Annotated in this window: 26 protein-coding genes; 16 read left to right on the top strand and 10 right to left on the bottom strand. The window is 69.0% G+C overall.

Annotated features, from left to right (window positions below):
• Positions 1-64: 64 nt before the first annotated feature.
• Genes Aco04nite_RS32030 through Aco04nite_RS32020 form a run of 3 tightly spaced genes read left to right on the top strand, consistent with a single transcriptional unit; the run spans position 65 to position 4,043 of the window.
• Entirely contained in the window at positions 65-808 is a 744-nt protein-coding gene (locus Aco04nite_RS32030; protein WP_213000967.1) for a hypothetical protein, read from the top strand.
• The gene (locus tag Aco04nite_RS32025; RefSeq protein WP_213000966.1) at positions 808-2,940 is read left to right on the top strand and encodes a hypothetical protein; all 2,133 of its coding nucleotides are present in this window, start codon (positions 808-810) and stop codon (positions 2,938-2,940) included. The genes Aco04nite_RS32030 and Aco04nite_RS32025 overlap by 1 nt, the downstream gene beginning before the upstream one ends.
• Positions 2,937-4,043 carry a hypothetical protein gene (locus tag Aco04nite_RS32020; RefSeq protein WP_213000965.1) on the top strand — a complete coding sequence of 369 codons (1,107 nt, stop codon included), beginning with the start codon at positions 2,937-2,939 and terminating at the stop codon, positions 4,041-4,043. The genes Aco04nite_RS32025 and Aco04nite_RS32020 overlap by 4 nt, the downstream gene beginning before the upstream one ends.
• Before the next feature lie 9 nt (positions 4,044-4,052).
• Here the strand turns inward: Aco04nite_RS32020 and Aco04nite_RS32015 are convergent, their stop codons facing one another.
• Positions 4,053-5,759, bottom strand: a complete 1,707-nt coding sequence (locus Aco04nite_RS32015; protein ID WP_213000964.1) for an ATP-binding protein — start codon at positions 5,757-5,759, stop codon at positions 4,053-4,055.
• 153 nt (positions 5,760-5,912) lie between these two features.
• Here Aco04nite_RS32015 and Aco04nite_RS32010 point away from each other — a divergent pair, with 153 nt between their 5' ends.
• Genes Aco04nite_RS32010 through Aco04nite_RS32000 form a run of 3 tightly spaced genes read left to right on the top strand, consistent with a single transcriptional unit; the run spans position 5,913 to position 8,843 of the window.
• The gene (locus Aco04nite_RS32010; RefSeq protein ID WP_213000963.1) at positions 5,913-6,287 is read left to right on the top strand and encodes a response regulator transcription factor; all 375 of its coding nucleotides are present in this window, start codon (positions 5,913-5,915) and stop codon (positions 6,285-6,287) included.
• Complete coding sequence (locus Aco04nite_RS32005; RefSeq protein WP_213000962.1) at positions 6,287-7,342, top strand: HEAT repeat domain-containing protein; 1,056 nt, start codon at positions 6,287-6,289, stop codon at positions 7,340-7,342. Before Aco04nite_RS32010 ends, Aco04nite_RS32005 begins: the two co-directional genes overlap by 1 nt.
• Before the next feature lie 25 nt (positions 7,343-7,367).
• Positions 7,368-8,843, top strand: a complete 1,476-nt coding sequence (locus Aco04nite_RS32000; RefSeq protein WP_244876439.1) for a glycosyltransferase family 2 protein — start codon at positions 7,368-7,370, stop codon at positions 8,841-8,843.
• Here the strand turns inward: Aco04nite_RS32000 and Aco04nite_RS31995 are convergent.
• Positions 8,802-9,464, bottom strand: coding sequence for a DUF3159 domain-containing protein (locus tag Aco04nite_RS31995; RefSeq protein ID WP_213000961.1), 663 nt, complete (start codon positions 9,462-9,464; stop codon positions 8,802-8,804). The two genes, Aco04nite_RS32000 and Aco04nite_RS31995, sit on opposite strands and share 42 nt — an antisense overlap.
• Positions 9,465-9,534: 70 nt before the next feature.
• Between Aco04nite_RS31995 and Aco04nite_RS31990 the strand changes: the two genes are divergently transcribed.
• On the top strand, positions 9,535-10,140 hold the full coding sequence (locus tag Aco04nite_RS31990) for an SAM-dependent methyltransferase (RefSeq protein ID WP_213000960.1): 606 nt from the start codon (positions 9,535-9,537) through the stop codon (positions 10,138-10,140).
• Between the two features lie 13 nt (positions 10,141-10,153).
• Here Aco04nite_RS31990 and Aco04nite_RS31985 read toward each other — a convergent pair whose 3' ends face one another.
• A complete protein-coding gene (locus Aco04nite_RS31985; RefSeq protein ID WP_213000959.1) occupies positions 10,154-10,486 on the bottom strand; it encodes a helix-turn-helix domain-containing protein in 333 nt (110 codons plus the stop codon).
• A 290-nt stretch (positions 10,487-10,776) separates the two neighbouring features.
• Positions 10,777-12,027 carry a serine hydrolase domain-containing protein gene (locus Aco04nite_RS31980; protein WP_244876438.1) on the bottom strand — a complete coding sequence of 417 codons (1,251 nt, stop codon included), beginning with the start codon at positions 12,025-12,027 and terminating at the stop codon, positions 10,777-10,779.
• 127 nt (positions 12,028-12,154) lie between these two features.
• Here Aco04nite_RS31980 and Aco04nite_RS31975 point away from each other — a divergent pair, with 127 nt between their 5' ends.
• The 4 genes from Aco04nite_RS31975 to Aco04nite_RS31960 all read left to right on the top strand — a co-directional run bounded on the left by Aco04nite_RS31975 (position 12,155) and on the right by Aco04nite_RS31960 (position 15,444).
• Positions 12,155-12,844, top strand: a complete 690-nt coding sequence (locus Aco04nite_RS31975) for an alpha/beta hydrolase (RefSeq protein ID WP_213000958.1) — start codon at positions 12,155-12,157, stop codon at positions 12,842-12,844.
• A gap of 101 nt (positions 12,845-12,945) precedes the next feature.
• Positions 12,946-13,611, top strand: coding sequence for a response regulator transcription factor (locus Aco04nite_RS31970; protein WP_213000957.1), 666 nt, complete (start codon positions 12,946-12,948; stop codon positions 13,609-13,611).
• A complete protein-coding gene (locus Aco04nite_RS31965) occupies positions 13,604-14,926 on the top strand; it encodes a sensor histidine kinase (RefSeq protein WP_213000956.1) in 1,323 nt (440 codons plus the stop codon). Before Aco04nite_RS31970 ends, Aco04nite_RS31965 begins: the two co-directional genes overlap by 8 nt.
• Positions 14,923-15,444 carry a PepSY domain-containing protein gene (locus Aco04nite_RS31960; RefSeq protein WP_213000955.1) on the top strand — a complete coding sequence of 174 codons (522 nt, stop codon included), beginning with the start codon at positions 14,923-14,925 and terminating at the stop codon, positions 15,442-15,444. The genes Aco04nite_RS31965 and Aco04nite_RS31960 overlap by 4 nt, the downstream gene beginning before the upstream one ends.
• A gap of 64 nt (positions 15,445-15,508) precedes the next feature.
• Here the strand turns inward: Aco04nite_RS31960 and Aco04nite_RS31955 are convergent, their stop codons facing one another.
• The gene (locus Aco04nite_RS31955) at positions 15,509-15,940 is read right to left on the bottom strand and encodes a nuclear transport factor 2 family protein (protein WP_213000954.1); all 432 of its coding nucleotides are present in this window, start codon (positions 15,938-15,940) and stop codon (positions 15,509-15,511) included.
• A gap of 90 nt (positions 15,941-16,030) precedes the next feature.
• Between Aco04nite_RS31955 and Aco04nite_RS31950 the strand changes: the two genes are divergently transcribed.
• A complete protein-coding gene (locus Aco04nite_RS31950; RefSeq protein ID WP_213000953.1) occupies positions 16,031-16,591 on the top strand; it encodes a TetR/AcrR family transcriptional regulator in 561 nt (186 codons plus the stop codon).
• Here the strand turns inward: Aco04nite_RS31950 and Aco04nite_RS31945 are convergent.
• Together Aco04nite_RS31945 and Aco04nite_RS31940 are read right to left on the bottom strand one after the other, a co-directional pair.
• A complete protein-coding gene (locus Aco04nite_RS31945) occupies positions 16,576-17,361 on the bottom strand; it encodes a helix-turn-helix domain-containing protein (protein ID WP_213000952.1) in 786 nt (261 codons plus the stop codon). The two genes, Aco04nite_RS31950 and Aco04nite_RS31945, sit on opposite strands and share 16 nt — an antisense overlap.
• 12 nt (positions 17,362-17,373) lie before the next feature.
• The gene (locus tag Aco04nite_RS31940) at positions 17,374-17,760 is read right to left on the bottom strand and encodes a nuclear transport factor 2 family protein (RefSeq protein ID WP_213000951.1); all 387 of its coding nucleotides are present in this window, start codon (positions 17,758-17,760) and stop codon (positions 17,374-17,376) included.
• Positions 17,761-17,891: 131 nt separating this feature from the next.
• On the opposite strand from Aco04nite_RS31940, the gene Aco04nite_RS31935 reads away from it, so the two are divergent.
• Positions 17,892-19,049 (top strand): PP2C family protein-serine/threonine phosphatase, encoded by a 1,158-nt coding sequence (locus tag Aco04nite_RS31935; RefSeq protein WP_213000950.1) that lies wholly within the window; start codon positions 17,892-17,894, stop codon positions 19,047-19,049.
• Between the two features lie 211 nt (positions 19,050-19,260).
• Complete coding sequence (locus Aco04nite_RS31930) at positions 19,261-20,322, top strand: S1 family peptidase (protein ID WP_308161707.1); 1,062 nt, start codon at positions 19,261-19,263, stop codon at positions 20,320-20,322.
• Between the two features lie 57 nt (positions 20,323-20,379).
• Here Aco04nite_RS31930 and Aco04nite_RS31925 read toward each other — a convergent pair whose 3' ends face one another.
• Entirely contained in the window at positions 20,380-20,856 is a 477-nt protein-coding gene (locus Aco04nite_RS31925) for an Lrp/AsnC family transcriptional regulator (protein ID WP_213000949.1), read from the bottom strand.
• Between the two features lie 70 nt (positions 20,857-20,926).
• Here Aco04nite_RS31925 and Aco04nite_RS31920 point away from each other — a divergent pair, with 70 nt between their 5' ends.
• On the top strand, positions 20,927-21,886 hold the full coding sequence (locus tag Aco04nite_RS31920) for a DMT family transporter (RefSeq protein WP_213000948.1): 960 nt from the start codon (positions 20,927-20,929) through the stop codon (positions 21,884-21,886).
• Here Aco04nite_RS31920 and Aco04nite_RS31915 read toward each other — a convergent pair.
• Positions 21,880-22,650, bottom strand: a complete 771-nt coding sequence (locus Aco04nite_RS31915; protein ID WP_213000947.1) for a phosphotransferase — start codon at positions 22,648-22,650, stop codon at positions 21,880-21,882. The genes Aco04nite_RS31920 and Aco04nite_RS31915 overlap by 7 nt on opposite strands.
• Before the next feature lie 58 nt (positions 22,651-22,708).
• On the opposite strand from Aco04nite_RS31915, the gene Aco04nite_RS31910 reads away from it, so the two are divergent.
• Positions 22,709-23,533, top strand: coding sequence for an SDR family oxidoreductase (locus Aco04nite_RS31910; protein WP_213000946.1), 825 nt, complete (start codon positions 22,709-22,711; stop codon positions 23,531-23,533).
• Here the strand turns inward: Aco04nite_RS31910 and Aco04nite_RS31905 are convergent.
• Complete coding sequence (locus tag Aco04nite_RS31905; protein ID WP_213000945.1) at positions 23,530-23,934, bottom strand: nuclear transport factor 2 family protein; 405 nt, start codon at positions 23,932-23,934, stop codon at positions 23,530-23,532. The two genes, Aco04nite_RS31910 and Aco04nite_RS31905, sit on opposite strands and share 4 nt — an antisense overlap.
• Positions 23,935-23,936: the final 2 nt, after the last annotated feature.

The following is a 23,936-nucleotide window of genomic DNA, read 5'->3' as shown; positions in this document are numbered from 1 at the left end:
TCCACAGACGCTGCAACCCGGGCGGGATAGACACATCGGGGTGTCAGATCCAGGGGGAGCAGAAATGGGCGTAGCACAGCATTTTTCCATCGTCGTGTTGGACATCGAAGCCTCCGGCAGCCTCTCCGGCCCGGAGAAGACCGCAGTACGGAACGACCTCTACGAGATAGTGACGACCGCCCTGGACCTCAGCGCCGTTGCGGCGGAGTCGGTGACGGTCGAGGACCGGGGAGACGGGATTTTCCTTCTGTTCGACGCGACCGTCTCGAAGCGTCAGCTTCTCGACCCGTTCCTGGCGACGATCGACGAGGCTCTGCGGGCCCGCAGAGTCGGTGCTCCGGCGCTGCGGCTGCGGATGGTCGTTCATCACGGGGAGGCCGTACGAGACGATCACGGATCCAGCGGCGCCGCTCTTGACCTGGCGTTCGCGATGGTCGACTCGGAGGAGTTGCGCAGTGCTCTGCGAGACGCGCGGGGCGGGCGGATGGCGGTTGTGGTGCCGGACGAGCTTTACCACGGTGTCGTACGGGGCTATCCATCGCCGGATCCCGGCGCTTTCCGGATGCGCCGCCTGGGAACGAAGCGAGGCCCGTTGCGGACGTGGGTCACCGTGACCGGGGCTTCGGAACAGCCAGGCAGCCCCCGCCGCGAGCCGGCGGTCAGGCCGGTGGATTCGACTGCGGTCCCGGTCATGAGGGTGGACAACCGGCAGATGAACAAGATCAAAGGTGATGTCGGCGTCGTCGGCGGTACGAACAGCGGAACCATCAACATCGGCGGGCGGCCCCACGCCCGTGGTGATCACTGATGTCCACTGATGACCCGGACGCCAAGCCCCAGGCGGAACCAGCGTCGAAGGACAAAGCCGGGCAGGGTGAGGACCGGCCCGCCGCGGAGCAGCGCGAGACAGCGGAGAAGGAGCCGCACGCGGCAAACGCCATCGCTGAGGACGCGCTGACCAACGCGGCGGAGTTCGCCGCCGAGTCGCGGGCGCTCGATGCCGCCTCCGCCATCTTCGGCCTGCAGACCAATCAGCAGATCAACTTCCACGGTTCGGTCCGGCCGGCGGCTCCCTACCGGAGCAGCGGCATCTCCGCCGAGACGCTGGCCCGGGTACGCAGGTACTTCGTTTGTCCCGGTGACTACCCGGACCTGCGTGACCGGCTGCTCGATGCGAATCTGGTCGTCGTCTGCGGCCGTCCCGGCTCGGGCCGCCAGCACATCGCCACGCACGTGCTGGATGCGCTCTGCGACGGACAGGTCAACCATCTGACGGGCGGCGGCCTGGCCGATCTCGACGTCGATGAACTGGCCGACGACACCGGTTACCTCTGGACGGATCTCGCCGAACTCGCCGCCGGGGCGGTCGAGGCAGCCGAGGCCGAGCGACTGATCGAAGCGTTGCGCGAACGCCGTGCCCACATGGTCGTGATCTTGCCGGAGGGGGCCCGTTGGCCACTCGAGCTCAATCGTCACCGGCATTCGCTGGACAGTCCCGCGGACCTTTCCGAGGTGCTCGGGCTGTATCTACGGCCCGAGATCGAAGCGTCCAGCGTGGCCGTCGCCGAACTGCTGGGCCTGCCGGAGGTCGTCGAGGCAGTGACGAGCCTTGCGGGTGCAGGGCAGGCCGCAGGTCTGGGCACCGCGCTCAAGAACGTGCTTCTCGGCCGTAGCTCGGTGACGGCGGCGTTGCAGGAGGCGCAGGGTGCCGCCGACTGGTTCGCGAAACTGCCGCATCGGGAAGATCGCGCGTTCGCCCTGGCGCTGGCCGCGCTGGACGGGCTCTCGTTCCCCACCGTGGTCGCCGGGGCGCGCCGGTTGGACGAGCTCATCCAACAGGCCGAGGATCCCAAGGGCCAGTCATGCATCAGAACGTTGGACCGCCCGGCCCGGCCGATGCTCGCCGCGGTGGACGCGACCAGGTCACCGAGCCGGTTGGCCACCGAGTACGGGGAGGTGCCGATTTACGCCGTGGCGTCGAACCGTCAGGGCTTTCCCCGCGAGATGTTGAAGGTGCTCTGGTTCGACTTCCCCTATCTCCAGGAGATCTATCTCGGCTGGCTCACCGAGTTGGTGGGAAAGTCCGATCCCTATGTCCGGGATCGCGCCGCCATCGCAGTCGGAGTGCTCGCCGAGTACGACTTCGACTTCATCCGGAGCCGGATCCTCCACGGGTGGGCGGCCAGCGATGATCACCGCAGCCGCCGTGCCGCGGGTATTGCCCTGCGGGCACCTGCCCTCCACCCCGAGCTCACGAGCATCGTCTGGGAACTGCTGGAGAAATGGGCGGGACCCGAGGCGTCCGCGGATCCCCGTTTCAGGATGACCGCCGCCGTTGCGCTGGGAGGTTCGGTCGGCGCGACCCATTGCGATCGTGCGCTCGAGGTCATCACCCGCCGGCTGCTCGATTGGACACCGGGGCGCTATCAGTATCGGCTCTGGAACGCGATCATGCGGGCGGTCGGCGACCTCTTCGGCGACGGCGGATCCGCTCAGAGCGCACGCGTGCTCGAGCGGATGACCTCATGGGCGGACGTCAAGGAGGTCGGTCCGTCCAACGTCGCGATGGCCGCCACGCTAGGCATCATTGGGCGGCCACCGGTCGGGGGCTATCACGACGACAGCCGCCTTGCACCGGTACTGCGCGCCATCGCCACCGACCCGAAGAACCTGGAGCGGGTCGCGTCTCTCTGGCGCACCTCGTTCAACCACAACCAGACCGCCCAGCTGGCGATAGACGCCTTGTTGCAGCTCGCCAGAAATGCCGGGACCAGCGACGGCGAAGAACTGCTGTTCCGGCTCGTCCGCGCATTGCCGGAGACCGAACGCGAGCGGCGGACGCTGCGCTACTGGGCCCGGCAGTGGAGCAGTGACGAGCCCGATCTCGCCGTTCTCCGCAGCCTGTCGGATGTTCTTAACGCTACGGAGGTGGCGCGATGAAACAGAACGAAATCCTCAACCCGATCGTCCAGGAAGCCACGGTGCCCGTGCTGTCGTTGGCTCCGCAGGTCGACCGCCCCTCGGGCCATACCAGTGTCGTGTACCTGGCCGCACCCGATCCCGGCTTTCGTGAGCCGATGCCTCTCGCCCGGCCGCCCAGGCTCCGGGAGCTGCTGCGCCGGACGCATTGGCGCTACGAGGTCGACACCGCCCACCACTGGACCTCCCTGAGTCTGGCCCTGCCGGCCCGCGAGGAGGCGTTCCGCTTCCAGGCCTGGGTCAGCCTCACCTGGCACGTGCAGGACCCGGTAACCGTTGCGTTGCGGAGGATGACGGACGTGCGGCCGATGATCTGGGGCTTTCTCGACCAGCAGCTGCGGGCGATCAGCCGGCGATACGGCATCGAGGACAGCGGGCTGGCGGAGGAGGAGATGTCGGTCTTCCTGGAGCACAAGCTGGGCGACACGGACTATGGGATCAGGCTGGGCCTGGTGTCGGTCAACGTGCGGCCGGACGAAGCCGCCGTCAATCATCTGGTGACCCGGCTGGAGTCGAAACGGGCGAAGGCGCTCGCCGAGGACGAGCACGCCCTGGAGACGGCGCGCCAGAAGTACGCGGCCGAGTTGGCGGAGCTCAGTGGAGAACTGGAACAGGCCCAGGTCGCGCACGCCGCGCACATTGAGGACCTGCGCTCGCAACAGGACCGCAAGCTGGCGGCGGTCACGGCCGACCACGACCTTGCGTTGCGGCGGCAGCGGGTCGACTTCTATCGCAATGCCCTGCAGAGCGGTGGTCACGACGTCCTGGTCTTGCACCTGTCCGAGCACCCGGAGGACGTCCAGACCGTGGTCAAGATGCTGCAGGCAGGGCGCAAGGAGGAGTACGAGCGCGCCCAGCAGCTCCTGCAGAAGCTGCTCGACAACAACCTGATCAACGCTGCTGACGCGGAACCGATCCGCGAGCATGCGATGGAAGGCCTGCGGCCCGGGTCCGCCGCACCGGCAGTGATCCTGAAGAAGGAGCACGAGACCGCGCGGACCCGGACCACCATCGACGCGGAGGTCCAGAAGACCACCGAGAGTGTGGAGATCCCGATGGCGTGACCTGTATTCCTAGACGGCGCCGGCGGCCAGGAGTTCGGGGCCGGGTTTGAGGGCGATGCCCGTGGCGGCGACGGTGAACCAGAAGATGCTGCCGCCGCCGGGGTTGGGGTCGACGCCGAGGTCGCCGCCGTGGAGGTCGATGATGCGGCGGCAGATGGCGAGGCCGAGGCCGGTGCCCGGGAAGCCTTCGGCGGCCGGGGCGCGGTGGAAGGGCTGGAAGATGCGGGTTCGCTGGTCCTCGGGGAGGCCGATGCCGCGGTCGGCGACCTCGATGCGCCACCAGCCGGGGGAGTGTTCGCGGGCGCTGACGGTGATGCGGGCGGCGGTGCCGTGGCGGACGAAGCGGGTGGCGTTGTCGACGAGGTGGCCGAGGACCTCGCCGAGGAGTTCGGCGTCGGCCATGACCGGGGGGAGGTCGCTGACGTCGATGCTGGGGCGCTCGCCGTCGACGGTGTCGAGGCGGCCGGCGACGACGCCGAGGGTGAGGCCGGTGGTGTCGACCGGTTCGAGTTTGAGGGCGGCGTCGCCCGCGGCGGAGTAGGCGAGGAGTTCGTCGACGAGGGTGAGCATGCGGCGGGTGCTGCGGCCGATGCGGTCGAGGAAGCCGCGGGAGGCCTCGTCGAGCTGGGGTGCGGTCTCTTCGAGGAGGAGGTCGGTGAAGCCGGCGATGGTGTGCAGGGGCGCGTGCAGGTTCTCGCCCGCGGCGGCCGCGAAGCCGGTCAGCTCCGCTTCGCGTTCGCGCAGCGTGGCGGTCACCTCGGCGGCGTGGCCGGCTGCGGCGAGTTCGGCGGTCCGGGCCCGGTCGATGTCGGTACGGCTGGAAGCCACGAGCCGCTGCCGGTCCCCGATCACGGCGAGAACCGTGCCGGACAGCAGCAGCGACGCGATCACCGCGCCGAGCATCGTCAACGGGCCGGCGAGCTCCTGACCCGTACTGATCAGCGGGGTGGTCGGCCGGACCACGACCTGCCAGACGTGCCCGGCGAGAGCGACGTCAACGGTGCTCGAAGCGCTCCCGGCAGCAGACCCGGAAGCGGACCAGGTGGCGACCTCGTGGGTGACGCCGTCGGGGGAGGTCTCGGTGAGCACGGTGGCCACACCGGTCACTCCGGCCGCACGCAGCGAGTCGCGCAGCAGGTCGGAGGCGCGGACGCCGACGACGACCCAGCCGCGGAACTCGGAGTCGTGGATGGGGGCGATCAGTTCGAAGCCGGGCTGGCGGTGCGCCGGTGGCAGGTCCAGGTCGGCGGGGAGCACGTGCGCGGGGCTGGCGACGAGCCGTCCGGTCGAGCGCGCGAGCGTGAGCCCGTGCTGCAGGAACGGCGTGGGCGTGAGCGTGGCGTTGCGCGGCGGGGTGCTGCCGTCGAGCGTGTGCTCGGCGAGTACGGCCATGGCGGGGGACACGACCGTGACCTGGTGCGCGGCGGGGAGCCGGTCGGCGGCGATGCGGGACACCGTCGACGCGAGGTCGGCGCCGGGGATGGAAGAGGTGGCGACGAGGTCGTGCATCGTGTCCGCGTACCGCTGGAAGGTGCTGTCCAGGGCTCCGCGCACGCCCGCCGTGCGGAGGGCGAGTTGTGCGGAGGTCGCGTCGTTCGCGGCCGCGGTGAGGCCGGTCGCTGCGGCTGCGCCGGTGCCGAGACCGGTCGCGAGCACGGCAGCCGCGAGGGCTACGCCTCGCCGGCCGGGGGCACCGAACCACCTGGTGATGTTCACGCAGGCTCTTTCGACGGATCCGTGACCCGATTGAGCGGCTGGAACGAGGGTTGCGGCATTGCTACCGAGCGGGCCGGAAAGGCCGCCGTAAACCTAGCAAAACGGATACGTTGGACACGGTAGGGGACCGGATCGGCAACCGGGGGGACGACGATGAGCACCATCCTGCTCGTCGAGGACGACCCCGACATCCGGCATCTAGTGTCGTACAAGCTGGGTCAGGGCGGGATGGACGTGATCGCGGTGGCGGACGGGGTCTCCGCGCTGCGTGAGGCTCGTGCGCACCCGCCGGACCTGGTGCTGCTGGACGTGCGGATGCCGCGGATGTCGGGCATCGAGGTCTGCCGCGAGCTGCGGGCGGGCGTCGTGACGGCCGAAGTGCCGATCATCATGCTCACCGCCCGGTCCCGGCAGCAGGACCTCGAGCAGGGGTACGCCGCCGGCGCCACCGACTACGTCATCAAACCGTTCAGCCCCCGCGAGCTCCTGCTCCGGGTCGAGGCAGCGCTGGCCAGGGTCCACCACTGATGCTGGAGTTGTTCACCCTCGCGATCGAGGTGCTGACCGCCGTTGTCGTGCTGACCGCCGCCGGCATCGTGGTCGTGCGCCTCTACCGGCGTTTCAAGCACCGCAAACAGGCGCGCCTCGCCGCCGGACCACGCCGGTCCCTGCTCGCGTTCGTGGCCGACAACGGCGAGGAGGGCAGCCACGACCTGGTCGCCATCCCCGAGGACGCGTGGCGCGCCGCCGAACCGCACGCGCTGGCGCTGCTCGGCAAGCTGCGCGGGGAGGCCCACATGGGGCTGGTCTCGGTGTTCCTGCGGCGGGGGACGGCGCGGACGGCGCTCGGGCAGCTCCGCTCCCACAGCCGCGTGAAACGTGCCCGGGCCGCCCAGGTGCTCGGCGACCTCGAGCTGCGCCAGGCCGTCCCCGAGCTGTGCCGGCTGCTCACGGACCGGCACGCGGAGGTGCGCGTGGTCGCCGTACGAGCCCTCGGTCGTATCGGTGACCCGGCCGCGGCCTGGCGCATCATCGCCAGCCTGGACCGCTCCGACCCGATCCCGTCCCTGCTCGCCAGCCACACCCTGGTCCAGCTGGGCGCGGAGGCCGAGGTGACGCTGTCCGCGGCCCTGGACCACCCCCAGGCACGGGTACGCGCGGTCTGCCTCGACGCACTCGGCCTGCTCGGTGCCACCGCCTCGGTCACCCGCATCGCCCGCATCCTGAAAGAGGACGCACATCTCGACGTACGGGTGGCCGCCGCCAACGCGCTCGGCAAGCTCGGGACGCGCTCCGCGATCGACCCGCTGTCCCTGGCGCTGCACAGCTCCCGCCCGGCCGCGTTGCGCGCCGCCTCGGCCAAGGCGCTCGGCGACATCGGCGCCCCGAGCGCGGTCCCGGTGCTGGAGAAGCTGCTCGACGACGGGGCGTTCCACGTGGCGCACGAGGCCGCGCACGCGCTGCGCCGGATCGGTCCCGCGGGCCTCGCCGCGCTGACGGGCCGGGGCAGCAACGGCCACGCCCTCGAGGCCCTGGCCCTCGCCCAGGTCATGCGCGAGGAGAAAACGGCGGTCCCGGCATGACGGGCGGAGAACAAGGGGTACCGGCGTGATCGAGGAGTTCATCCGCGACGCCCTGCGCTGGACCGACGTGTCGATCTTCGCGTACTTCGTGGCGCTCAACAGCAGCTACCTCGTGCTGATCGTGCTGGCGGGGCTGGAGTTCTACCGGCACCTGCGGCGCATCCCGTTCGCCGGCGCGGACGACATGTTCCGCAGCCCGCTCACGCTGCCGGTCTCGGTGATCGTCCCCGCGTACAACGAAGGCCCGGGCATCGTCGCCGCCGTCCAGGCGATGACCGCGCTGCGCTACCCCCGCTACGAGATCGTGGTCGTCGACGACGGCTCCTCCGACGACACGTTCGAGCAGCTGCGCGCCCGCTTCGACCTCGTCGAGGTGCCCCGCGTCGTTCCGGCCGATGTCGCGTACACCTCGGAAGTTCTGTCGGTGCACGTGGCCCGCGCCAACCCGGAGACCCTGACCGTCGTCCGTAAGACCAACGGCGGTAAGGCCGACGCGCTCAACGTCGGCATCAACCTGGCCCGGCACCCGCTGATCTGCATGGTCGACGCGGACTCCGTCCTCGACCCGGACGCCCTGCTGTCGGTGGCGAAACCGTTCGGCGACGACCCGCTGCGCGTCGCGGCGTGCGGCGGCGTGGTCCGCATCGCGAACGGCTGCAAGGTCATCGGCGGCCGCGTGGTCGACGTACGCATGCCCAAGCAGTGGCTCGTCCGCATCCAGGTCGTCGAATACCTGCGCGCGTTCCTGATGGGCCGCACCGGCTGGTCCCGCCTCGGCGGCCTCGTCGTGATCTCCGGCGCGTTCGGCGTCTTCCGCCGCGACCTCGTGGTCCGCGTCGGTGGCATGGACGAGGACACGATCGGCGAGGACGCCGAGCTCGTCGTCCGGCTGCACCACCACCTGCGCGAGACGAAGGAGGACTACCGCGTCATCTTCGTCGCCGAACCGGTCAGCTGGAGCGAAGCCCCGTCCAGCCTCGCCGTCCTGGGCCGCCAGCGCCGCCGCTGGCACCGGGGCATCGCGGAGATCCTCAGCAAGCACCGCCGCATGATCCTCAACCCGCGCTACGGACGGATCGGCCTGGTCGCGCTGCCGTACTACGTGGTCTTCGAGCTGCTCGCGCCGTTCGTCGAGCTCTCCGCGCTCGTGCTGCTCCCACTCGGGCTCTGGGTCGACGCTGTCAATCTCGAGTTCGCGTGGCGGTTCGTGCTGGTCGCGTACGGTTATGGATTGCTGGTAAGTCTTGCCGCTCTGTTCATCGAAGAGGTGTCATTCCATCGCTATCCGCGCTGGGGTGACCTGGCCCGCGGTATGACGGCGGCCATTCTGGAGAATTTCGGCTATCGCCAGATCCTCGCGGTGTGGCAGGTCAAGGGCGCATTCGGCGCCTGGCACGGCCGTAAAGCGGTGTGGGGCACGATGGACCGCACCGGTTTCGACACCCCCGACGAGCCCGAATCAGACCTGGTCGGCGCCGGCTCGGTCCACCGGCGGGGCTGACTCAGGATGGCGTAACCCCGGATGCCCCTCGGGCAGATCCCGCCGGATCACCCACCAGCTCACTGCCAGGCAAGCAGCGACCAAAGGCCAGGTCAGCACCCCACGCGCGATCCCGAGCGCCACCACCTGATGCGTCGCCCACAGCGGAACGAAAACCGCCAACCGCACCACATACTGCAGAACCCAGACCCAACTAGCTTTCATGTACGCCCGGAGCAGCACCGGATCCCGCCGCCACCGCGTTTTCTGCCCCAGAACCGTGCCCACGACAATCCCGAGCAGCGGCCACCGCACCACGATGCTCACGGCCCACGCCAGCGCACTCGCCGCATTACTGACGATCTGCAGCAGGAAGAAGTCCTCGGCCCGCCCGGTCCGCAACGCGACAATCGCGGCGACACAAACCCCGAGCAACCCGATGAGTACGGCCCGAGGCTTGTCACCATTCTTCAGCCGCACACCCCCGACAACCGCGGCGGCAATAACCGCAGCAGCGGCCCCTATCCAGATGGACCGTCCGCCGACCAGCCACCCGGCCACGAAGACGACAGGAGGAACGGTCGCGTCCAGGGCAGCACGCCGCCCACCCAGCAGATCCGCCAGCGACTCCGGCTCCGCCACACCCCACCAGCCCTACTTGATAATCAAAGTTAGGACAGCCTACCTTTCGCCGTGCTGCACAATCATCTGCGTGGTTAGAGCATTGGGCGACGCACAGCCCCCAACGGAATCCTTCACCCTGGACCACTTCGTCAACCTCTACCTGGCGAAGGACGACCCCTGGGACAACGCCTCCAAGTGGTCAGACCAGCGAAAATACGCGGTCACCCTGGCCAGCCTCCCCCGAGCGAGATACCGCAACGCCTACGAACCGGGCTGCGCGGTCGGCATCCTCACCGCCATGCTCGCCCCCCGCTGCGACTCACTCCTGGCGGTCGACGCAGTCGGCGCGGCGGTCACCCAGGCGCGTGCTGCGGTTGCCGACTTCCCTGGCGTACGCGTAGAGGAAGCCCTTCTGCCTGCCGACCTGCCCGCGGAAACCTTCGACCTGATCGTGGTCGGCGACCTGCTCTACTACCTCAACGCCACCGACCTGGCCGCAACGATCGACGGCCTGATCGCCCGCCTGGAACCCGAAGGCGACCTTGCCCTGGCCCACTTCCGAGACCGGGAAAACGGCGGCAACTACGACGGCTTCAACGCCCACGCCGAGCTTCTGGCCCGCCCCGAACTAACCCCCGTCGTCCACCACGAGGACGACTGGTTCCTCCTGGACATCCTCCGCCGCACCCCCTGATGGGAGTTGCCGGTCAGGCGACGTTGAGCTGGATGTTGCCGATCCGGGCGACGATGTCGAGGTGGCCGCCCAGGCCGACGACGTAGGCGCGCAAGCTGTCGAGCCCCACGGCGTCGCCGCCCTCGATCTGGCTGATCCGCGCTTGAGACAGGCCAGCAGCCTCGGCCAACTGCGTCTGGGTCATGCCGAGCTGCTGGCGGATCTCCGCAAGCTGGGCGCCGCTCACGGCGGCAAGCATCTCGGTCCGCATCTGCTGTCGGCGTGCTACCCGGTCGCTGTCATCCCGCGAGGGGTCAAGCTCGCGAGCCTTGGCTTTGACCTCACGCCAATTCGCTGACCCCGTCATGACTGCTCCTCTGCTTTCAAGTCGGCCAGGTGCTCGGCAAACCTTGTGTCAGCCAGCGGAATCGCTGTGCGGTACCAGTCCTGCCATCGTCTACCAGCGGCCGGCCAAGGGATGGACCGTGGTCGGCTAGAACGTCGATCGCTTCTTCCACCAGATCTGCTGTGACGGGATCGGTTTGGCAGAGGTCGAGAAACCACGTCTCGACCTCAGGATGTAGTCGTACCTCCCACATCGCAACCGTATAAGCCCAACTTATATTGGCGGGGCCACCCATGCTGTGTGTTCGGACGTCAGCGTCGGCCGGTGACGGCTTGGAGTTCTTGGTCGAGGATGTCGAAGAGGGGGCCGCCGTCGTTGTTGGAGAGGATGACGCCGACCCAGCCGGTGTGGGGATAGATGTTCCAGCTGGCGGCGCTGCCCGGGTTGACACCGGCGCGGCCCCACACCCATTGCCCGTTGACGATCGAGACGGCCATCAGATAGGCCGCGAACGACGTCTCCACCGGCGATGCCTGGAAGCCGCCGCCGGGCTGCGGGCCGTGAGGAATCTTGGCCGCGGTGAGCACCTCCCCGTACGGGCGCTCCAGCACAGTCCCGTCATAGATCGCGTTCGCAAACCGCACCAGATCAGGCGCGGTGGCGAAGCCGTCATAGTCGATGAAGTTCCGCGCCGGGTTCTTCCCCAGCTGGTAAGGGTCCGTGCTGCCCTTGTCCAGGTTCCGCACCACATCCACCCAGCTGCCATCGTCCTGCAGCATGTACGAATGCGCGATGTGCGCGTCCCTGAGCCACTGCGGCCGGGTGAAGAACCCCGACCCGGTCATCCCCGCCCGCCGGAAGATGTTCTCCTCGACATAGTCCCAGTACGTCATCCCCGTCACGGCCTCCACGATCAGCGCGGGAATGGCAAAGTTGGCGCCGGAATGCCCATCTGTCCCCGTGCCCGGAGCCGTGACGAGCGAGGCCTGCCGCGCCCACCGCTCGTTGTATTCGTGCACCTCGTCCCGGCTGGTGAAGACGCGCTGCAAGTCCTGCGATGGCGCAACCAGCCCGGACGTGTCGGACAGCATGTGATGGATCGTCACCTTTTCGGCAATGTCCGCAGTGAACCCTGACAGATAAGTCCCCACGGTGTCGGTCAGCTTCACCCTGCCCTGCTGCACGAGCTGCAGAATGGCCACCGCACAGAACGGCTTGGCCGCCGAACTGAGGCTGACCGCCGTCCCCTCCCGATTACGGATCCCCTTCTCCCGATCAGCCATCCCATAGCTACGCGACAACACCGTCCGCCCGCGATGTGACAGCAGCACCGTCCCCGAGAACTTGCCCTCAGCAGCAAGCCCGGCCAGATACCGGTCGTACGCTCCACCAGGCACCGTGGCCGGCGGAAGAGACGGAAGTCGCCCCACCACCGCACCGGAGGCCGCCACCCCACCCCACCCGAGCAACCGCCGCCGATTGATCCCACGCACCGATTTCAGCTCCATGACTCCACTGAAGACCTGTGCCTGTTGCGGCGGCGTATGCGCTTTTCGATACATAGGCGATACACCTTGCGTCAGTCATACCGAACTGACGGGGAACTACCGGCTCAGGACACCAGTGGATAAGTAGCCGAGAACAGTGCGCTGCGGTGAGCACCACGGCATCGGCCTATGGTCAACGGTCATGGTGAATCAAGCGGTGGTCCTATGGATACACGGAGGCGGCTGGCACTCGCGCGAGGCCAGCGATGCGTCCTGGCTGGAGGGGCTCGGGGTGCGTCTCGTCCACGCCCGTTTCCGGCTCAGCGGTGAGGCGCGCTGGCCGGCACAACTGGAGGATCTTCGCAGCGAGGCGCGGGCGGCACGGGTCCCCGGCTCACCGTTCATCGTGGCCGGGGACTCCTCCGGCGGGCACCTGGCGTTGCAGCTCGGCCTGCGAGGGGTCGAACGTCCCGGGGACGTTGACGCGATCATGGCCCTGGAGCCCCCGGTCGACCCGCTGGCAGCGGACTGGCCTCGAGCACGAGCCGAAGGGAATCCCTGGGATCGGTTGCTGGGCCACCTGCCCGCGCCCGGTGATACGGCAACGCGGGACTGCACGGTGACGACCCACATCGGTACCGGCACACCCGTTCTGCTGCTGCACGGCCTCGACGACACGGTGATCCCGCCGACTCAGGGCCTCGACCTGGCGGCTGCGTTGTTGCGGGCCGGTCACCGTGTACACGCCATGACCACCGCCGGCGGTCATGGCGAGCTTGATTTCGGTCGAAGTGACATCACCGAGTTCGTCCGGCAATTCCTGAGCGAAGTTCTCGGGCAGCGGCCCGACGACACCAGGCTGCCCCGGGGAGTCGCGGAGTCGCGGCATTGACCACTGGCATGAATCTGTAAGGGTGAGCGAAACAGGGATTCAGCTGGCATTCAGGGACGGTAGGGGAGGATGGATCTTCCCGACCTCTGGAGGCATGACCTATGCGCGTACTCGTCGTGGATGACGAGCAACGGCTTGCTCGGTCGCTGCGGGTGGGGCTCGAGGCCGAGGGCTTTGCCGTTGATGTGGCGCATGACGGCGTTGATGGGCTGTGGCTGGCCAGGGAGAACGACTACGACGCGATCGTGCTCGATCTGATGTTGCCCGGGATCAACGGTTACCAGGTCTGTGCGACGTTGCGGGCGGAGAAGGACTGGACGCCGATCCTGATGCTCACGGCGAAGGATGGCGAATGGGATCAGGTGGAAGGGCTCGACACGGGCGCCGACGACTATTTGACGAAGCCGTGTTCATTCCCCGTTCTCGTGGCGCGGTTGCGGGCCGTGAGCCGGCGGGGTGCGCGGGAGCGGCCCACGCAGCTCGAGGTGGGTGATCTGCGGGTTGATCCGGCGGCCAGGAAGGTCTGGCGTGGGGAGACCGAGATCGAGTTGACCGCGCGGGAGTTCTCCCTGCTCGCATTTCTCGCCCGGCATCCGGGTGATGTCATGTCCAAGCGGCAGATCCTCGACGCGGTGTGGGATGTGGATTTCGTGGGTGACCCGAACATCGTCGAGGTCTACGTGCGGCACCTGCGGAACAAGATCGGGCGGGACGCGATCGAGACCTTGCGGGGTGCCGGGTACAGGTTACGGAGTGACGGTGGCTGACGTGCGGATGCGTACGACGGCTGGGGCTGTTGGGGTTGTGGCCGTTGCGCTGCTGGTCGGGGCCTTGGTGCTGGTCGGGATGGTTCGGGCGTCGTTGACCGAGGGGCTGGAGAGCACCGCGGAGCAGCGGGCCTCGGCCCTGGTCGCGCAGGCGGAGAGTGGGGCGCTGCCGGAGCCGGACGAGCCGGACGATGATCTCGACGATGTGGTCTGGCAGGTGACCGGCGCGGACGGCACGGTTGTCCGGTCGTCCGTGCCGTTGCCTACCGAGGCCGCGGATGAAACAGAGCTCCAGGGCTCCGATCATCCGTACGTCGTGGTCGTCGACGAAAGCGACGGTTACCAGGTCTCGGTGGCGGTGTCGCGGGAGGAGGTCGACGACTCCACGGCGGCGCTGGTCGGACCGCTTGCGATCGGCCTGCCCCTGCTGACCCTGCTGGTGGGTGCCATGACGTGGGTCGTGGTGTCCCGGGCGCTGCGGCCGGTCGAGCGGATCCGGCGTGAGGTCGAAGCGATCACGGGCGACAGGCTGGACCGCCGCGTGCCCGAGCCGCGTGCCCGTGACGAGATCGGGCGGCTGGCGCGGACCATGAACCAGATGCTGACCCGGTTGCAGGAATCCCGGGACAGGCAACGGGAATTCGTCGCTGACGCCTCGCATGAGCTGCGGTCGCCGGTGGCCAGCATCCGCCAGGTGGCCGAGGTCGCCCGGGCGCACCCGGGCGCGCTGCCGGACGGCGAACTCGCCGACACCGTCCTCGAGGAATCGGCGCGGCTGCAACGGCTCGTCGAACAGTTGCTGCTGCTCACCCGCGCGGACGACGGCGGCGCCTCGCGGGCGTACCACGATGTCGATCTGGATGATCTTGCTCTGAGCGAGGCGAAGCGGGTCGCGCGGACCGGTCTTGTCGTTGACACCATCGGGATCGGCGCCGGGCGCACCCGGGGTGATGCGTCGGCTCTCGCCCAGGTGGTCCGCAACCTCACGGACAACGCGGCAAGACATGCAACCCGGACCATAGCCATAGGGGTACGCGAGGACGGCGCCAACGTTGAGCTCACCGTCGACGACGACGGGCCCGGCATTCCCGTGGACCAGCGGGAACGGGTGTTCGCCAGGTTCGTACGCCTCGACGAGGCCCGGGCCCGTGACGTCGGCGGCAGTGGGCTCGGGCTGGCGATCGTCAAGGAGGTCGTCGCCGTGCACGGGGGCACCGTCACGGTGTCGGCGTCGGAGTTAGGGGGCGCTCGGTTCTGCGTGCGATTGGCGCGTTCAGCTGAGGTTCAGGCACCTCGTCGCAGGCTGTCCCCATGAATACAGCGAAGCTCCGCAGCAAGCGCATCATCGTCACGACCACCGCGGTCGTCGCCGCCCTCGCCATCGGCGGCGGGGTCTGGGCCACCGCTGCCAACGCCGACGTACGCGGTGACGAGCGCGACCGGGTCGGCACCGCCGCCGTGCAGGCCGTCCCCGGCGGCACCGTGGACGACGTGGACACGAGCGACGAGCCGGGCAGCGCGTACGAGGTGGAGATCCGCAAGCAGGACGGCAGCGAGGTCGACGTGCTGCTCGACAAGGACCTCAAGGTGATCGGCCAGCAGGCCGAAACCGAGGCCGACGACGCGCCCGACCCCGTCGTCCCCGAGGCCGCCCGCACGTCGGCCGGCCAGGCCGCGGTCGCCGCCGTCGGCAGCGGAACCGTCACCGACGTCGAGGCCAGTGACGACCCGGGCGTGGCGTACGAGGTCGAGGTCCGCGCCGCCGACAACACCGAGTGGGACGTCGAGCTGGACACCGCGTTCAAGGTCCTCACCAAGACCGCCGACAACTGAGCGGCTCAGGTCGCGGGTTCGTCGTGCGTGGCGACGTTGCCGGGCACGACGGGCCGTGGGCCGGTCAGGTGGTGATCGCCGCGAGGAGGCCGGCGAGGGTGCCGCGGTCGCGGGCCATGGTGAGGTGGTCGAAGTAGTCGCGGGAGGAGACGATTCTGCCGTCGCGGACGCGTACCACGAAGATGCCTGGCTGGGTGAAGGGTCTGCCGTCGATGGTGCCCTGGTAGGCGAACTCGGCGATGATCACTTCGGGGTCCGTCGTCTCGTGGATGGTGATGTCGGCGGGGTGGCGCTCCACGCGGGGTCCGGTCCCGGCCGGGCGGAAATGTTCGCGGAGCTCGTCGCGGCTGCGCAGGGCGGGTGCGCGCAGCGGGTCGAAGGGGTGGACCACGTCGGTGTGTTCCGCGTAGAGGCCGGGGAGGTCGTCCCAGCGGCCCTCCGCGACGCCGTTCACCAGGGCGAGGAAGACCTCTCGCGGGCTGGGATGCTTGCTCATGACATCGTCCTGTCATCGAGGCGGGCAGATCCGGAGCTCCGACTATACGGAGTGCATACTCCGGATATCAAGCGGGTGAAGAGGGCTGGCATGGATCGGACGGGTAGCGGACGGGCGCGGCGGGTTGATGCGCAGGCCAATCGGGGCCGCATCCTGGACATCGCCGAGGAGGTCTTCGGCCGGGGCGGGGAGTCCGCCTCGACCGAGGAGGTCGCGCGGCTGGCGGGGGTGGGCATCGCCACGGTCTTCCGCCATTTCCCCACCAAGGCGCTGCTGCTGCAGGCGGTTCTCGTCCGGCGCTTCGACCGGCTCCGGGAACGAGCCGAAGCGAAGCTCGGCGCCGAGGATCCGGGCGCCGCGTTCTTCGAATTCTTCCGTGACGTCGTCGCCGACGCGGCCGCGAAGATCGCGATCGGCGAGGCGCTGCTCGACGCGGGCGGGGACAGCGGGGGCGAAGCCGCCCAGGCCTCGGCCGGGCTGCGCCGAGTCGTCGGCGCGCTCCTCCAGCGGGCCCAGGAGGCCGGCGCGGTCCGGGCCGACGTCGCATTACCCGAGGTCTACACGTTGCTGATCGCCCTCTCCCACGCCGCGGCCGGGGACAAGGCACTCGCCATCGTTATCGACGGCTTGAGACCTCAGGGTGCGGTGTAGACGACGACGCGCAGGTCACCCGGGTTGAGCGTCAGCACGTCGAGGTCCAGGTCGAGGTGGCCGTGGACCGGGCTCGGCACGCGCAGCCGGTCCGCGTGGCCACCCTGCACCGGCGGAGCATCCCAGAGCTGGACGAACTCCGGGCTCCGGGCGTGCAGGTCGGCGATCATCGACGACAGCTCGGCATCGGCCGGGTAACGCCGGGCCGTGTCACGCAGCTCGGCCACGACGGTCGCCCGGAACCCGTCCAGCCGCTCGGGGGCCTGGAACACCGACGGCCCGGTCTCCGTGAACGCGCGCCAGACCACGTTGCGCCCGCGTCCCCGCTCGTCCGGCACCGTGCACACGTCCGAGTGCCAGAGCTTGTTCGCGTCCAGCACCGTCCAGCTCGCGTCGCAGACGCAGACCGCGCACTCGGTCACCCGGTCCAGCATCCGCCGGGCCGGTTCGGTGATCTCACGCGGGACGGTGCCGTCCGGCTCGGGGGACGAGGCGAACCCGGCGAGCGTACGCAGCCGATCGTGCTCTCCCGGGGTCAGCCGCAGTGCCCGGGCGAGCGCGTCGACCACGCCGGGTGACGGCCGCCGGCGCCCCTGCTCCAGGCGTTTCACATGCTCCTCGGAGACGCCCACGATGCCGGCGAGCTCGTCACGCCGCAGGCCGGGCACCCGCCTCACAGCGGGTAACGACGCCGGCACCCCGGCCTCATCGGGGGTGAGTCGCTGCCGCAGCGTACGCAGTGCGGTCCCGAAGTCGTCATCCCGCTGCACGGCCCCATTGTGTCAGTCGCGGGCGAGCCTCGGCCCGCCCGGGACAGCGGCGTCCGCGGCGTCGACCGGCTCCATGTAGAACCGCGACCGGCGGATCAGGCCTTCACGCACCGTGATGATGACGACACCGCGCAGCTCCTGCCCGGCCGCCATGGTGTAGTGCCACTCACCCCACACCTCGTCACCGACCTCGACCGAGTTCGTCATCGCGATCGTGATGTCCGGTGACATCTTGAAGATCATCTCCCAGTTGCGGCGTACCTGCTCCGGCCCCTGGAAGTCCCGGGCCGGGTGAGCCGGCCACTCACCCGAGAAGTCCGGGCCGAAACAGGACGACACCGCGTCGAGATCGTGGCTGTTCAACGCGCCGATCAGGCGCTCAACGACAGGATTGCTCATGGCGAACCACGCTATCCACGCGGCCGCCACCTCACCGGGGCCAGGATGTACCACCCACGCAGCGGGGACGGGAAGGGAAAGCTGGCCGGTTTCGGGTTGGGCCGCGGGGGGTTGGGGGCATGTAACCCGGCATGGTGGATTCGATGGAGGCGGTGCGGCGACTTCTGGATCTTCGCCACCGCAGTCGTCCGGAGGATCTGCCCCCGGCCCTGACCGCCGTGGCGCCGCTGCTCGGCGCCGTGCGGGTGGTGGCGCTGATGATCGACTACGAGCAGATCTCGCTCTGGCCCCTGCACGGCACGCCCGCCGACAACGCGGCGCGCAAAGTGGACCACACCATGGCAGGGCATTCCTTCCGTACGGCGGAGCCCGCCCAGGACGGGTCATGCCTCTATCTGCCGTTGTTGCACGGCGCCGAGCGGCTCGGGGTGCTCGAGGTGTGGCTGGTCTCCGAGCCCGACGACCGCCTGCGCCGCGACCTGCGCGTGATCGCCGCGCTGGTGGCCGAGCTGATCGCCAGCCGCCGCTTCTACGGCGACGCGGTGGAACGTACCCGCCGGCGGATGCCCATGCAGCTCGCCGCGGAGATCATCTGGAACCAGCTGCCGCCGTTGACGTTCGCCGCGAACGATGCCCTGGTCACCGCCGTGCTGGAGCCCTGTTACGACGTGGGCGGGGACGCGTTCGACTACGCGGCGAACGGGGACATCATCCATGTGGCGCTCTTCGACACGGTGGGTCACGGAATCAGTGCGAGCGCGCTGACAACGTTGACGCTCAATACGTACCGTAATGCTCGGCGGTCCGGTCTTGATCTCGCTGACACGTACCGCTCGATCGACAAGTGGATCCGCGCGCAGTACCCGGGCGCGTTCGTGACGGCGATCCTCGCCGAGCTGGACACGACCACGGGCTGCTATCGCCGAATCGCCGCCGGTCACCCTGCGGAGTTGCACCTGCGCGGCGACGTCCCGCAGGAGGCGCTGCCGACGCCGACCGCGCTGCCGCTCGGGCTGGGGCACATGATCAACCGGCCGCCCGGGATCACCGAGGTGATGCTCGAGGAGGGCGACACACTCGTTCTCTACACCGACGGGATCACCGAGGCGCGGTCCGCTGACGGCGAGCTCTTCGGACTAGATCAACTGACCGATTTCGTACGCGGTGAGCTGCGCGCGAAAACGCCCGCCGCTGAGCTGATGCGGCGTCTCATCCACACCATCGTGTCCTACGAGAACGGCGAGCTCAGAGACGACGCCACCGCGGCCGTGGTGCGCTGGCGACCGTAGGGCCTGCTCACGGCGTACGCCGATGGTATGACTTAGATCGAATGTCTTCGATTTTGGATCTTTCCGCAGCTCACAGCTTTCTTTCAGTTTCCTGTGCGGGAGCTTTGAATGCATAGATCCTTGTGAACGTCTTGAAGCGAATGGGAGCGTTCCTCATGTCCGGCCCGAGTAGACCAATCGGACTACTCAGTCTTTTCATGGGAGGCTCCACGTGGGATCCACAAGTTCCTCGCGCTGGCGTAGTGCCGCCGTCTTCGCGCCCCTCGCGCTGCTCGGCGCAGTCGTCATGCCGAATGCCGCCGTCGCGGCACCCGCCGCGCTGAAGGCCGACAACGCCGCCAAGGCCGTGGCGCTGAGTGACGACCTCGGTCCGGACTCGGCCGGCTCCTACCTGGACAGCAGCAGCGGCCGCATGGTCGTCACCGTGACGACCGACGCCGCGGCCGCCAAGGTCCGCGCCGCCGGTGGCGTCGCCAGGACGGTCAAGTTCTCCGCCGCCGCCCTCGAAGCGGTCACCGACAAGATCGCCACGACGTCGAAGATCAAGGGCACCGCCTGGGCCACCGACCTCACCACCAACCAGGTCGTCGTCACGGTCGACCCCACGGTCACCGGCACCAGGCTCGCCACCGTCGAAGCCGCCGTCAAGGCCGCCGGTGACGCCGCCCGCCTCGAGCACACCTCGACCGAGTTCTCGCTGCGGATCGCGGGCGGCCAGGCCATCTACGGCGGCGGCTACCGCTGCTCGCTCGGCTTCAACGTCAAGTCGGCCAGCTACTCCTACTTCGTCACCGCCGGTCACTGCACCCAGGTCGCCTCCACCTGGTACAGCAACTCGGGGCAGACCACCGTCCTCGGCACGAACAGCGTCTCCAGCTTCCCCGGCAACGACTACGGCATCGTCCGCTACACCAACACCACGGTCGCCCACCCCGGCAGCGTCTACACCTACAACGGCAGCCAGACCATCTCCTCGGTCGGCACGGCCTACGTCGGCGAGTCCGTCAGCCGCAGCGGCAGCACCACCGGCGTCCACACGGGCACGGTCACCGCGGTCAACGCCTCCGTCACCTACTCCGAAGGCACCGTCTCCGGCCTGATCCGCACCACCGTCTGCGCCGAGGGCGGCGACAGCGGCGGCTCCCTCTACTCCGGCACCATCGGCCTCGGCCTCACCTCCGGCGGCAGCGGCGACTGCACCAGCGGCGGTGTCACCTACTTCCAGCCCCTCAACGAGGTCCTCAGCACCTACACCACCCTCAGCCTGGCCTGACCCGCGTCCGGCTCTGAGAGGCACGGCCATCCGAGGGGGAGACTCGGATGGCCGTTCTCAGTTTTCGGGTGAGCTGGTCAGGGGGAGTGGGGACGTGGGTTTGATCTCCTGGAGGCGCAGGAGAGTGGTCAGGCGCTGGGCTCCCTTGAGGGAGAGTTGGGTGAGGACGTGCTGGAGCTCGGCGACGTCGCGGGCGACGATCAGGAGCATCACGTCGATCTCGCCGGCGACCCAGTCGGCGGCGATGACCTGGGGGATGGCCAGGACCGCCTGTTCGAAGACGCGGCTGGCGCGGGGTTCGTGGCGGGTGAGGGTGGCGGAGACGTAGACCTGGAGCGGGAAACCGGCCTGGCCCGGGTCGAGGCGGGCGCTGATGGTGCGGATCACGCCGGACTTCTTGAGGCGGCGGACGCGGTTGAGGGTGGCGGCCGGGGAGAGGCCGATGATGCGTGCCAGCTCGAGGTTGGAACGGTCGGCGTCCTGCTGCAGCTCGTTGAGGAGCTGGACGTCGATTTCATCAAGTCTGACTGCCATTTGGCCAAATATAGTTTCGTCTAACGGCGCAGTCGACGAATTCTGCCTCCCCGTGTGGAGTATTCGGTGAATGCGTACCGATCGTCGTCTCACCCTGCTCGCCCTCGTCACCGCCGGCCTGCTCTGGGGCACCACCATCCCCCTGACCAAGGTGGCGTTGTCAGGTGTCGGCCCGGGCTGGCTGACGGTCTTCCGGTTCACCCTCGCGGCGCTACCCCTCGCGATCCTGGCGCGGCGCTCCCTGCGTGCGGCGATCTCCCCCTCGGTGATCGCCTGGGGCGGCATCGGGTACGGAGCCGCGCTCGTCCTGCAGAACATCGGCATCGGCCACACCAGCGTGAGCCACGCGGCCCTGATCGTCGGCGCTGTCCCGGTGCTCGTGGCGGTGCTCGGTCTGGTGTCCGGCCGGGGTGCGACCGGCCTGGGAACGTGGGTCGGCCTGTCACTGTCATTGCTGGGTATCGGCGTCATCGCCAGTCACGGTGGCGGCAACGCGACCCTGGCCGGCGATGCGATGGTGGGCGGGTCGGCGCTGCTCTCGGCCCTGTTCGTGATCGCCCAGCCCCGGCTGCTCTCCGGCCGCGATCCGGTAGCGGTTACCGCTGTGCAGCTGGCTGCAGGTGCCGCGGCGGGATTGCCGGCCGCGCTGTCGAGCGGGTTGCCGCCGATGCCGGACGTGACGCCGGCCGTTGCCATGGTGACGCTGGCTTTCGCGGGTACGCTCGTGCCGTTCACGCTCTTCGCATACGGCCAGTCCCGGGTGTCGCCGGCGGCTGCGGGGGCGTTCCTCAACCTCGAACCGCTGATCGGGTTCCTGCTCGGCGTGGTTGCCTTCGGTGACGCTTTCGCCGGCCCCCAGATCGCAGGCGGCCTGGCGATCCTCTTGGGCCTGGCACTGACCTCCCTCCCCATGCTCCGCCGCACCCCCGCGCCCATTGCAGGGAGCCCACTGCATGCGGAAAGCGCGGCGTTCGCCGAGTTCGCCGGGCCCGAGCGGGTGACGGTGCTCGCGGAGAGCGGCCGTTACTGAGGCAGGAGTTCGGCCAGCTCCCGCACGGCTGTCTCCAGGTTGGCGTCGACGCCCTGCTCGATCATGTGCTGGAACGCGGGATCGCCGGCCGCGGCAACCCGGCGGATGCCCTGGGCGGACGCGGTCACCCGGTCGCGGACGATCTCCAGGAACGGTTCGAGGGGCCCGTCCCATCCGTACGTGTCGAGGAAGAGCTTTAGTCTCCGGGGCCGCTCGGCGAAGTCGGTGAATCCCTCCGCTGCCACCACGTGCCGAGCGTGCAGGGGCACCCACGCGAAGGCGGTGAAGGCGAGGTCCCATTCGGGCGTGACCGGTCCGGCGAAGTCCCAGTCGAAGAAGCCCAGCAATTGCCCGTCGGACCAGGCGGCGTTGTACGGAGCGGCGTCGTTGTGCCCGATGATCAGGCCGGGTTCCCAGGTGCCGCCTTCCCGCCAGGTCGCGTCGCCGGCCGGGGTGAAGGTCGCGATGGCGTGGTGGAAGTCGCGGAGCCATCCGGCGACCTGCTGCAGCGCCTGGTCACTGTGGACCCAGCCCGGCCACGGTCGTGCGTCGCCGACGACGTTCCCGGGCAGGAACGACAGGATCTCCCGGCCCTGGTCGTCGAAGCCGAGCGCGCGGGGTGCCCCGCTGAAGCCCGCGGCTGTCAGGTGATCCAGCACCGCGTGCACCGACGGCGTCCAGGATCCGGCTGTCCGGCGGACGGTGTCGCCGATCCGGACCGCGCCACCGGTGTTGCCGCCGGCAAGCCGTACCTCTGCGTCCATGGTCCTCATGGTGCCAGCGGTCACGATCTGACCGCATGGGACTTTAGCGTCAGCGGGCATGACGATTCTGATCACGGGTGCCACCGGTGCGGTGGGCCGCCATCTTGTTACCCGTCTTGTGGATCAAGGCGAGCGGGTACGGGCAACGAGTCGCAAACCGCAGCAGGCCGGGCTGCCGCCGGAGGTCGACGTGGTGTTCGCGGACCCGCCTGAGTTCGGGGCGGAAGTTTTCGAGGGCGTGGACCGGATGTTCGTGTTCCCCTTCGAGTGCGGCGTCGAGCAGCTGATCACCGCGGCGGTGGCGGCCGGTGTCGAGCGGTTCGTGGTGTTCTCGTCGCTCGCCGCTGCGGGGGAGCTCCCCCGCGATGTCGCTTCCGTCAGCTACGCCCATCATCGGGCGGTCGAGCAGGCGGTGACCTCCCGCACTGACAACTGGACGATCCTGCGGCCGGGGACCTTCGCCAACAATCTGCTCTCGTGGGCCTGGCCCATCAAGGCCGGAACACCGATCCGCGCTCCGTACGTCCACTCCGCACAGCCACCCATTCACGAGGCGGACATCGCGGACGCCGCCGCGGTGGCCCTCGCCGAGGAGGGTCACCGCGGCCTGATCTACCCGCTGACAGGTCCGGCGTCGCTGACGAAAACCGAGCAGGTCGCCGCGATCGGTGCCGGTATCGGCCGGGACCTGCGCCTGGTGGAGATCAGCCCGGACGAGTTCCGGGCCGACGTGGCGCAGTTCCTGCCCGAGAGCATCATCGCGATGCTGCTCACGTACTGGCAGGAGACGGTTGATGTGCCCGACCCGGTGCGACCCGGGACGGGCAGCCGAACCCTGGAGCAGTGGGCGCGCGACCACCGCGCGGACTTCGGAGCTGCCTAGCCCACCGGGACGGTCAGGACCGCGGGGTCGCCGTTGCTCCAGATACCCCGGATCCGGCGGTTGGTGATCTGCCAGCCGTCGGCGGTGCGGCGCAGGGTGTCGTCGTAGTTGCCGCCGAGCAGGAACTGGCCTCCGGCGCGTACGTGCTGGGCGATGAACGTGGCGTGAGTGGTGGCGGTGTCGCCGTCGAGGGTCACCTCGACGTTGCCCAGGAGGTGCTGGGTGGCGTCGAGGGGTTCGAGGAAACCCCTGGTCGAGGCGACGATGGCAGCGCGGCCATCGGCGCCGGCGTTGGTGTAGTCGCCCTGGGCGTCGGGGGCGTAACAAGCTTCGAGGAGGTCCCAGTCGCGGGTGTCCATGGCACGGGCGACCCGGTGGAGCACGTCGGCAGGTGTGTTCATGG

Source organism: Winogradskya consettensis (assembly GCF_018332715.1).
Lineage (GTDB): Bacteria > Actinomycetota > Actinomycetes > Mycobacteriales > Micromonosporaceae > Actinoplanes > Actinoplanes consettensis.
Note: the sequence above shows the minus strand (reverse complement) of the source record. Positions and strands in the feature narration are given on the sequence as shown.

What these genes read in the sequence shown, in the direction of transcription:
- Aco04nite_RS31975 (WP_213000958.1), top strand. Translation starts at nt 12,155, where the DNA reads ATGGTGAATCAAGCGGTGGTCCTATGGATACACGGAGGCGGCTGGCAC.
- Aco04nite_RS32020 (WP_213000965.1), top strand. Translation starts at nt 2,937, where the DNA reads ATGAAACAGAACGAAATCCTCAACCCGATCGTCCAGGAAGCCACGGTG.
- Aco04nite_RS31925 (WP_213000949.1), bottom strand. Translation starts at nt 20,856, where the DNA reads ATGGCAGTCAGACTTGATGAAATCGACGTCCAGCTCCTCAACGAGCTG.
- Aco04nite_RS32025 (WP_213000966.1), top strand. Translation starts at nt 808, where the DNA reads ATGTCCACTGATGACCCGGACGCCAAGCCCCAGGCGGAACCAGCGTCG.
- Aco04nite_RS31905 (WP_213000945.1), bottom strand. Translation starts at nt 23,934, where the DNA reads ATGAACACACCTGCCGACGTGCTCCACCGGGTCGCCCGTGCCATGGAC.
- Aco04nite_RS31910 (WP_213000946.1), top strand. Translation starts at nt 22,709, where the DNA reads ATGACGATTCTGATCACGGGTGCCACCGGTGCGGTGGGCCGCCATCTT.
- Aco04nite_RS32005 (WP_213000962.1), top strand. Translation starts at nt 6,287, where the DNA reads ATGCTGGAGTTGTTCACCCTCGCGATCGAGGTGCTGACCGCCGTTGTC.
- Aco04nite_RS31940 (WP_213000951.1), bottom strand. Translation starts at nt 17,760, where the DNA reads ATGAGCAATCCTGTCGTTGAGCGCCTGATCGGCGCGTTGAACAGCCAC.
- Aco04nite_RS31980 (WP_244876438.1), bottom strand. Translation starts at nt 12,027, where the DNA reads ATGTATCGAAAAGCGCATACGCCGCCGCAACAGGCACAGGTCTTCAGT.
- Aco04nite_RS32030 (WP_213000967.1), top strand. Translation starts at nt 65, where the DNA reads ATGGGCGTAGCACAGCATTTTTCCATCGTCGTGTTGGACATCGAAGCC.
- Aco04nite_RS32010 (WP_213000963.1), top strand. Translation starts at nt 5,913, where the DNA reads ATGAGCACCATCCTGCTCGTCGAGGACGACCCCGACATCCGGCATCTA.
- Aco04nite_RS31920 (WP_213000948.1), top strand. Translation starts at nt 20,927, where the DNA reads ATGCGTACCGATCGTCGTCTCACCCTGCTCGCCCTCGTCACCGCCGGC.
- Aco04nite_RS31915 (WP_213000947.1), bottom strand. Translation starts at nt 22,650, where the DNA reads ATGGACGCAGAGGTACGGCTTGCCGGCGGCAACACCGGTGGCGCGGTC.
- Aco04nite_RS31985 (WP_213000959.1), bottom strand. Translation starts at nt 10,486, where the DNA reads ATGACGGGGTCAGCGAATTGGCGTGAGGTCAAAGCCAAGGCTCGCGAG.
- Aco04nite_RS31935 (WP_213000950.1), top strand. Translation starts at nt 17,892, where the DNA reads ATGGTGGATTCGATGGAGGCGGTGCGGCGACTTCTGGATCTTCGCCAC.
- Aco04nite_RS31955 (WP_213000954.1), bottom strand. Translation starts at nt 15,940, where the DNA reads ATGAGCAAGCATCCCAGCCCGCGAGAGGTCTTCCTCGCCCTGGTGAAC.
- Aco04nite_RS31960 (WP_213000955.1), top strand. Translation starts at nt 14,923, where the DNA reads ATGAATACAGCGAAGCTCCGCAGCAAGCGCATCATCGTCACGACCACC.
- Aco04nite_RS31950 (WP_213000953.1), top strand. Translation starts at nt 16,031, where the DNA reads ATGGATCGGACGGGTAGCGGACGGGCGCGGCGGGTTGATGCGCAGGCC.
- Aco04nite_RS31970 (WP_213000957.1), top strand. Translation starts at nt 12,946, where the DNA reads ATGCGCGTACTCGTCGTGGATGACGAGCAACGGCTTGCTCGGTCGCTG.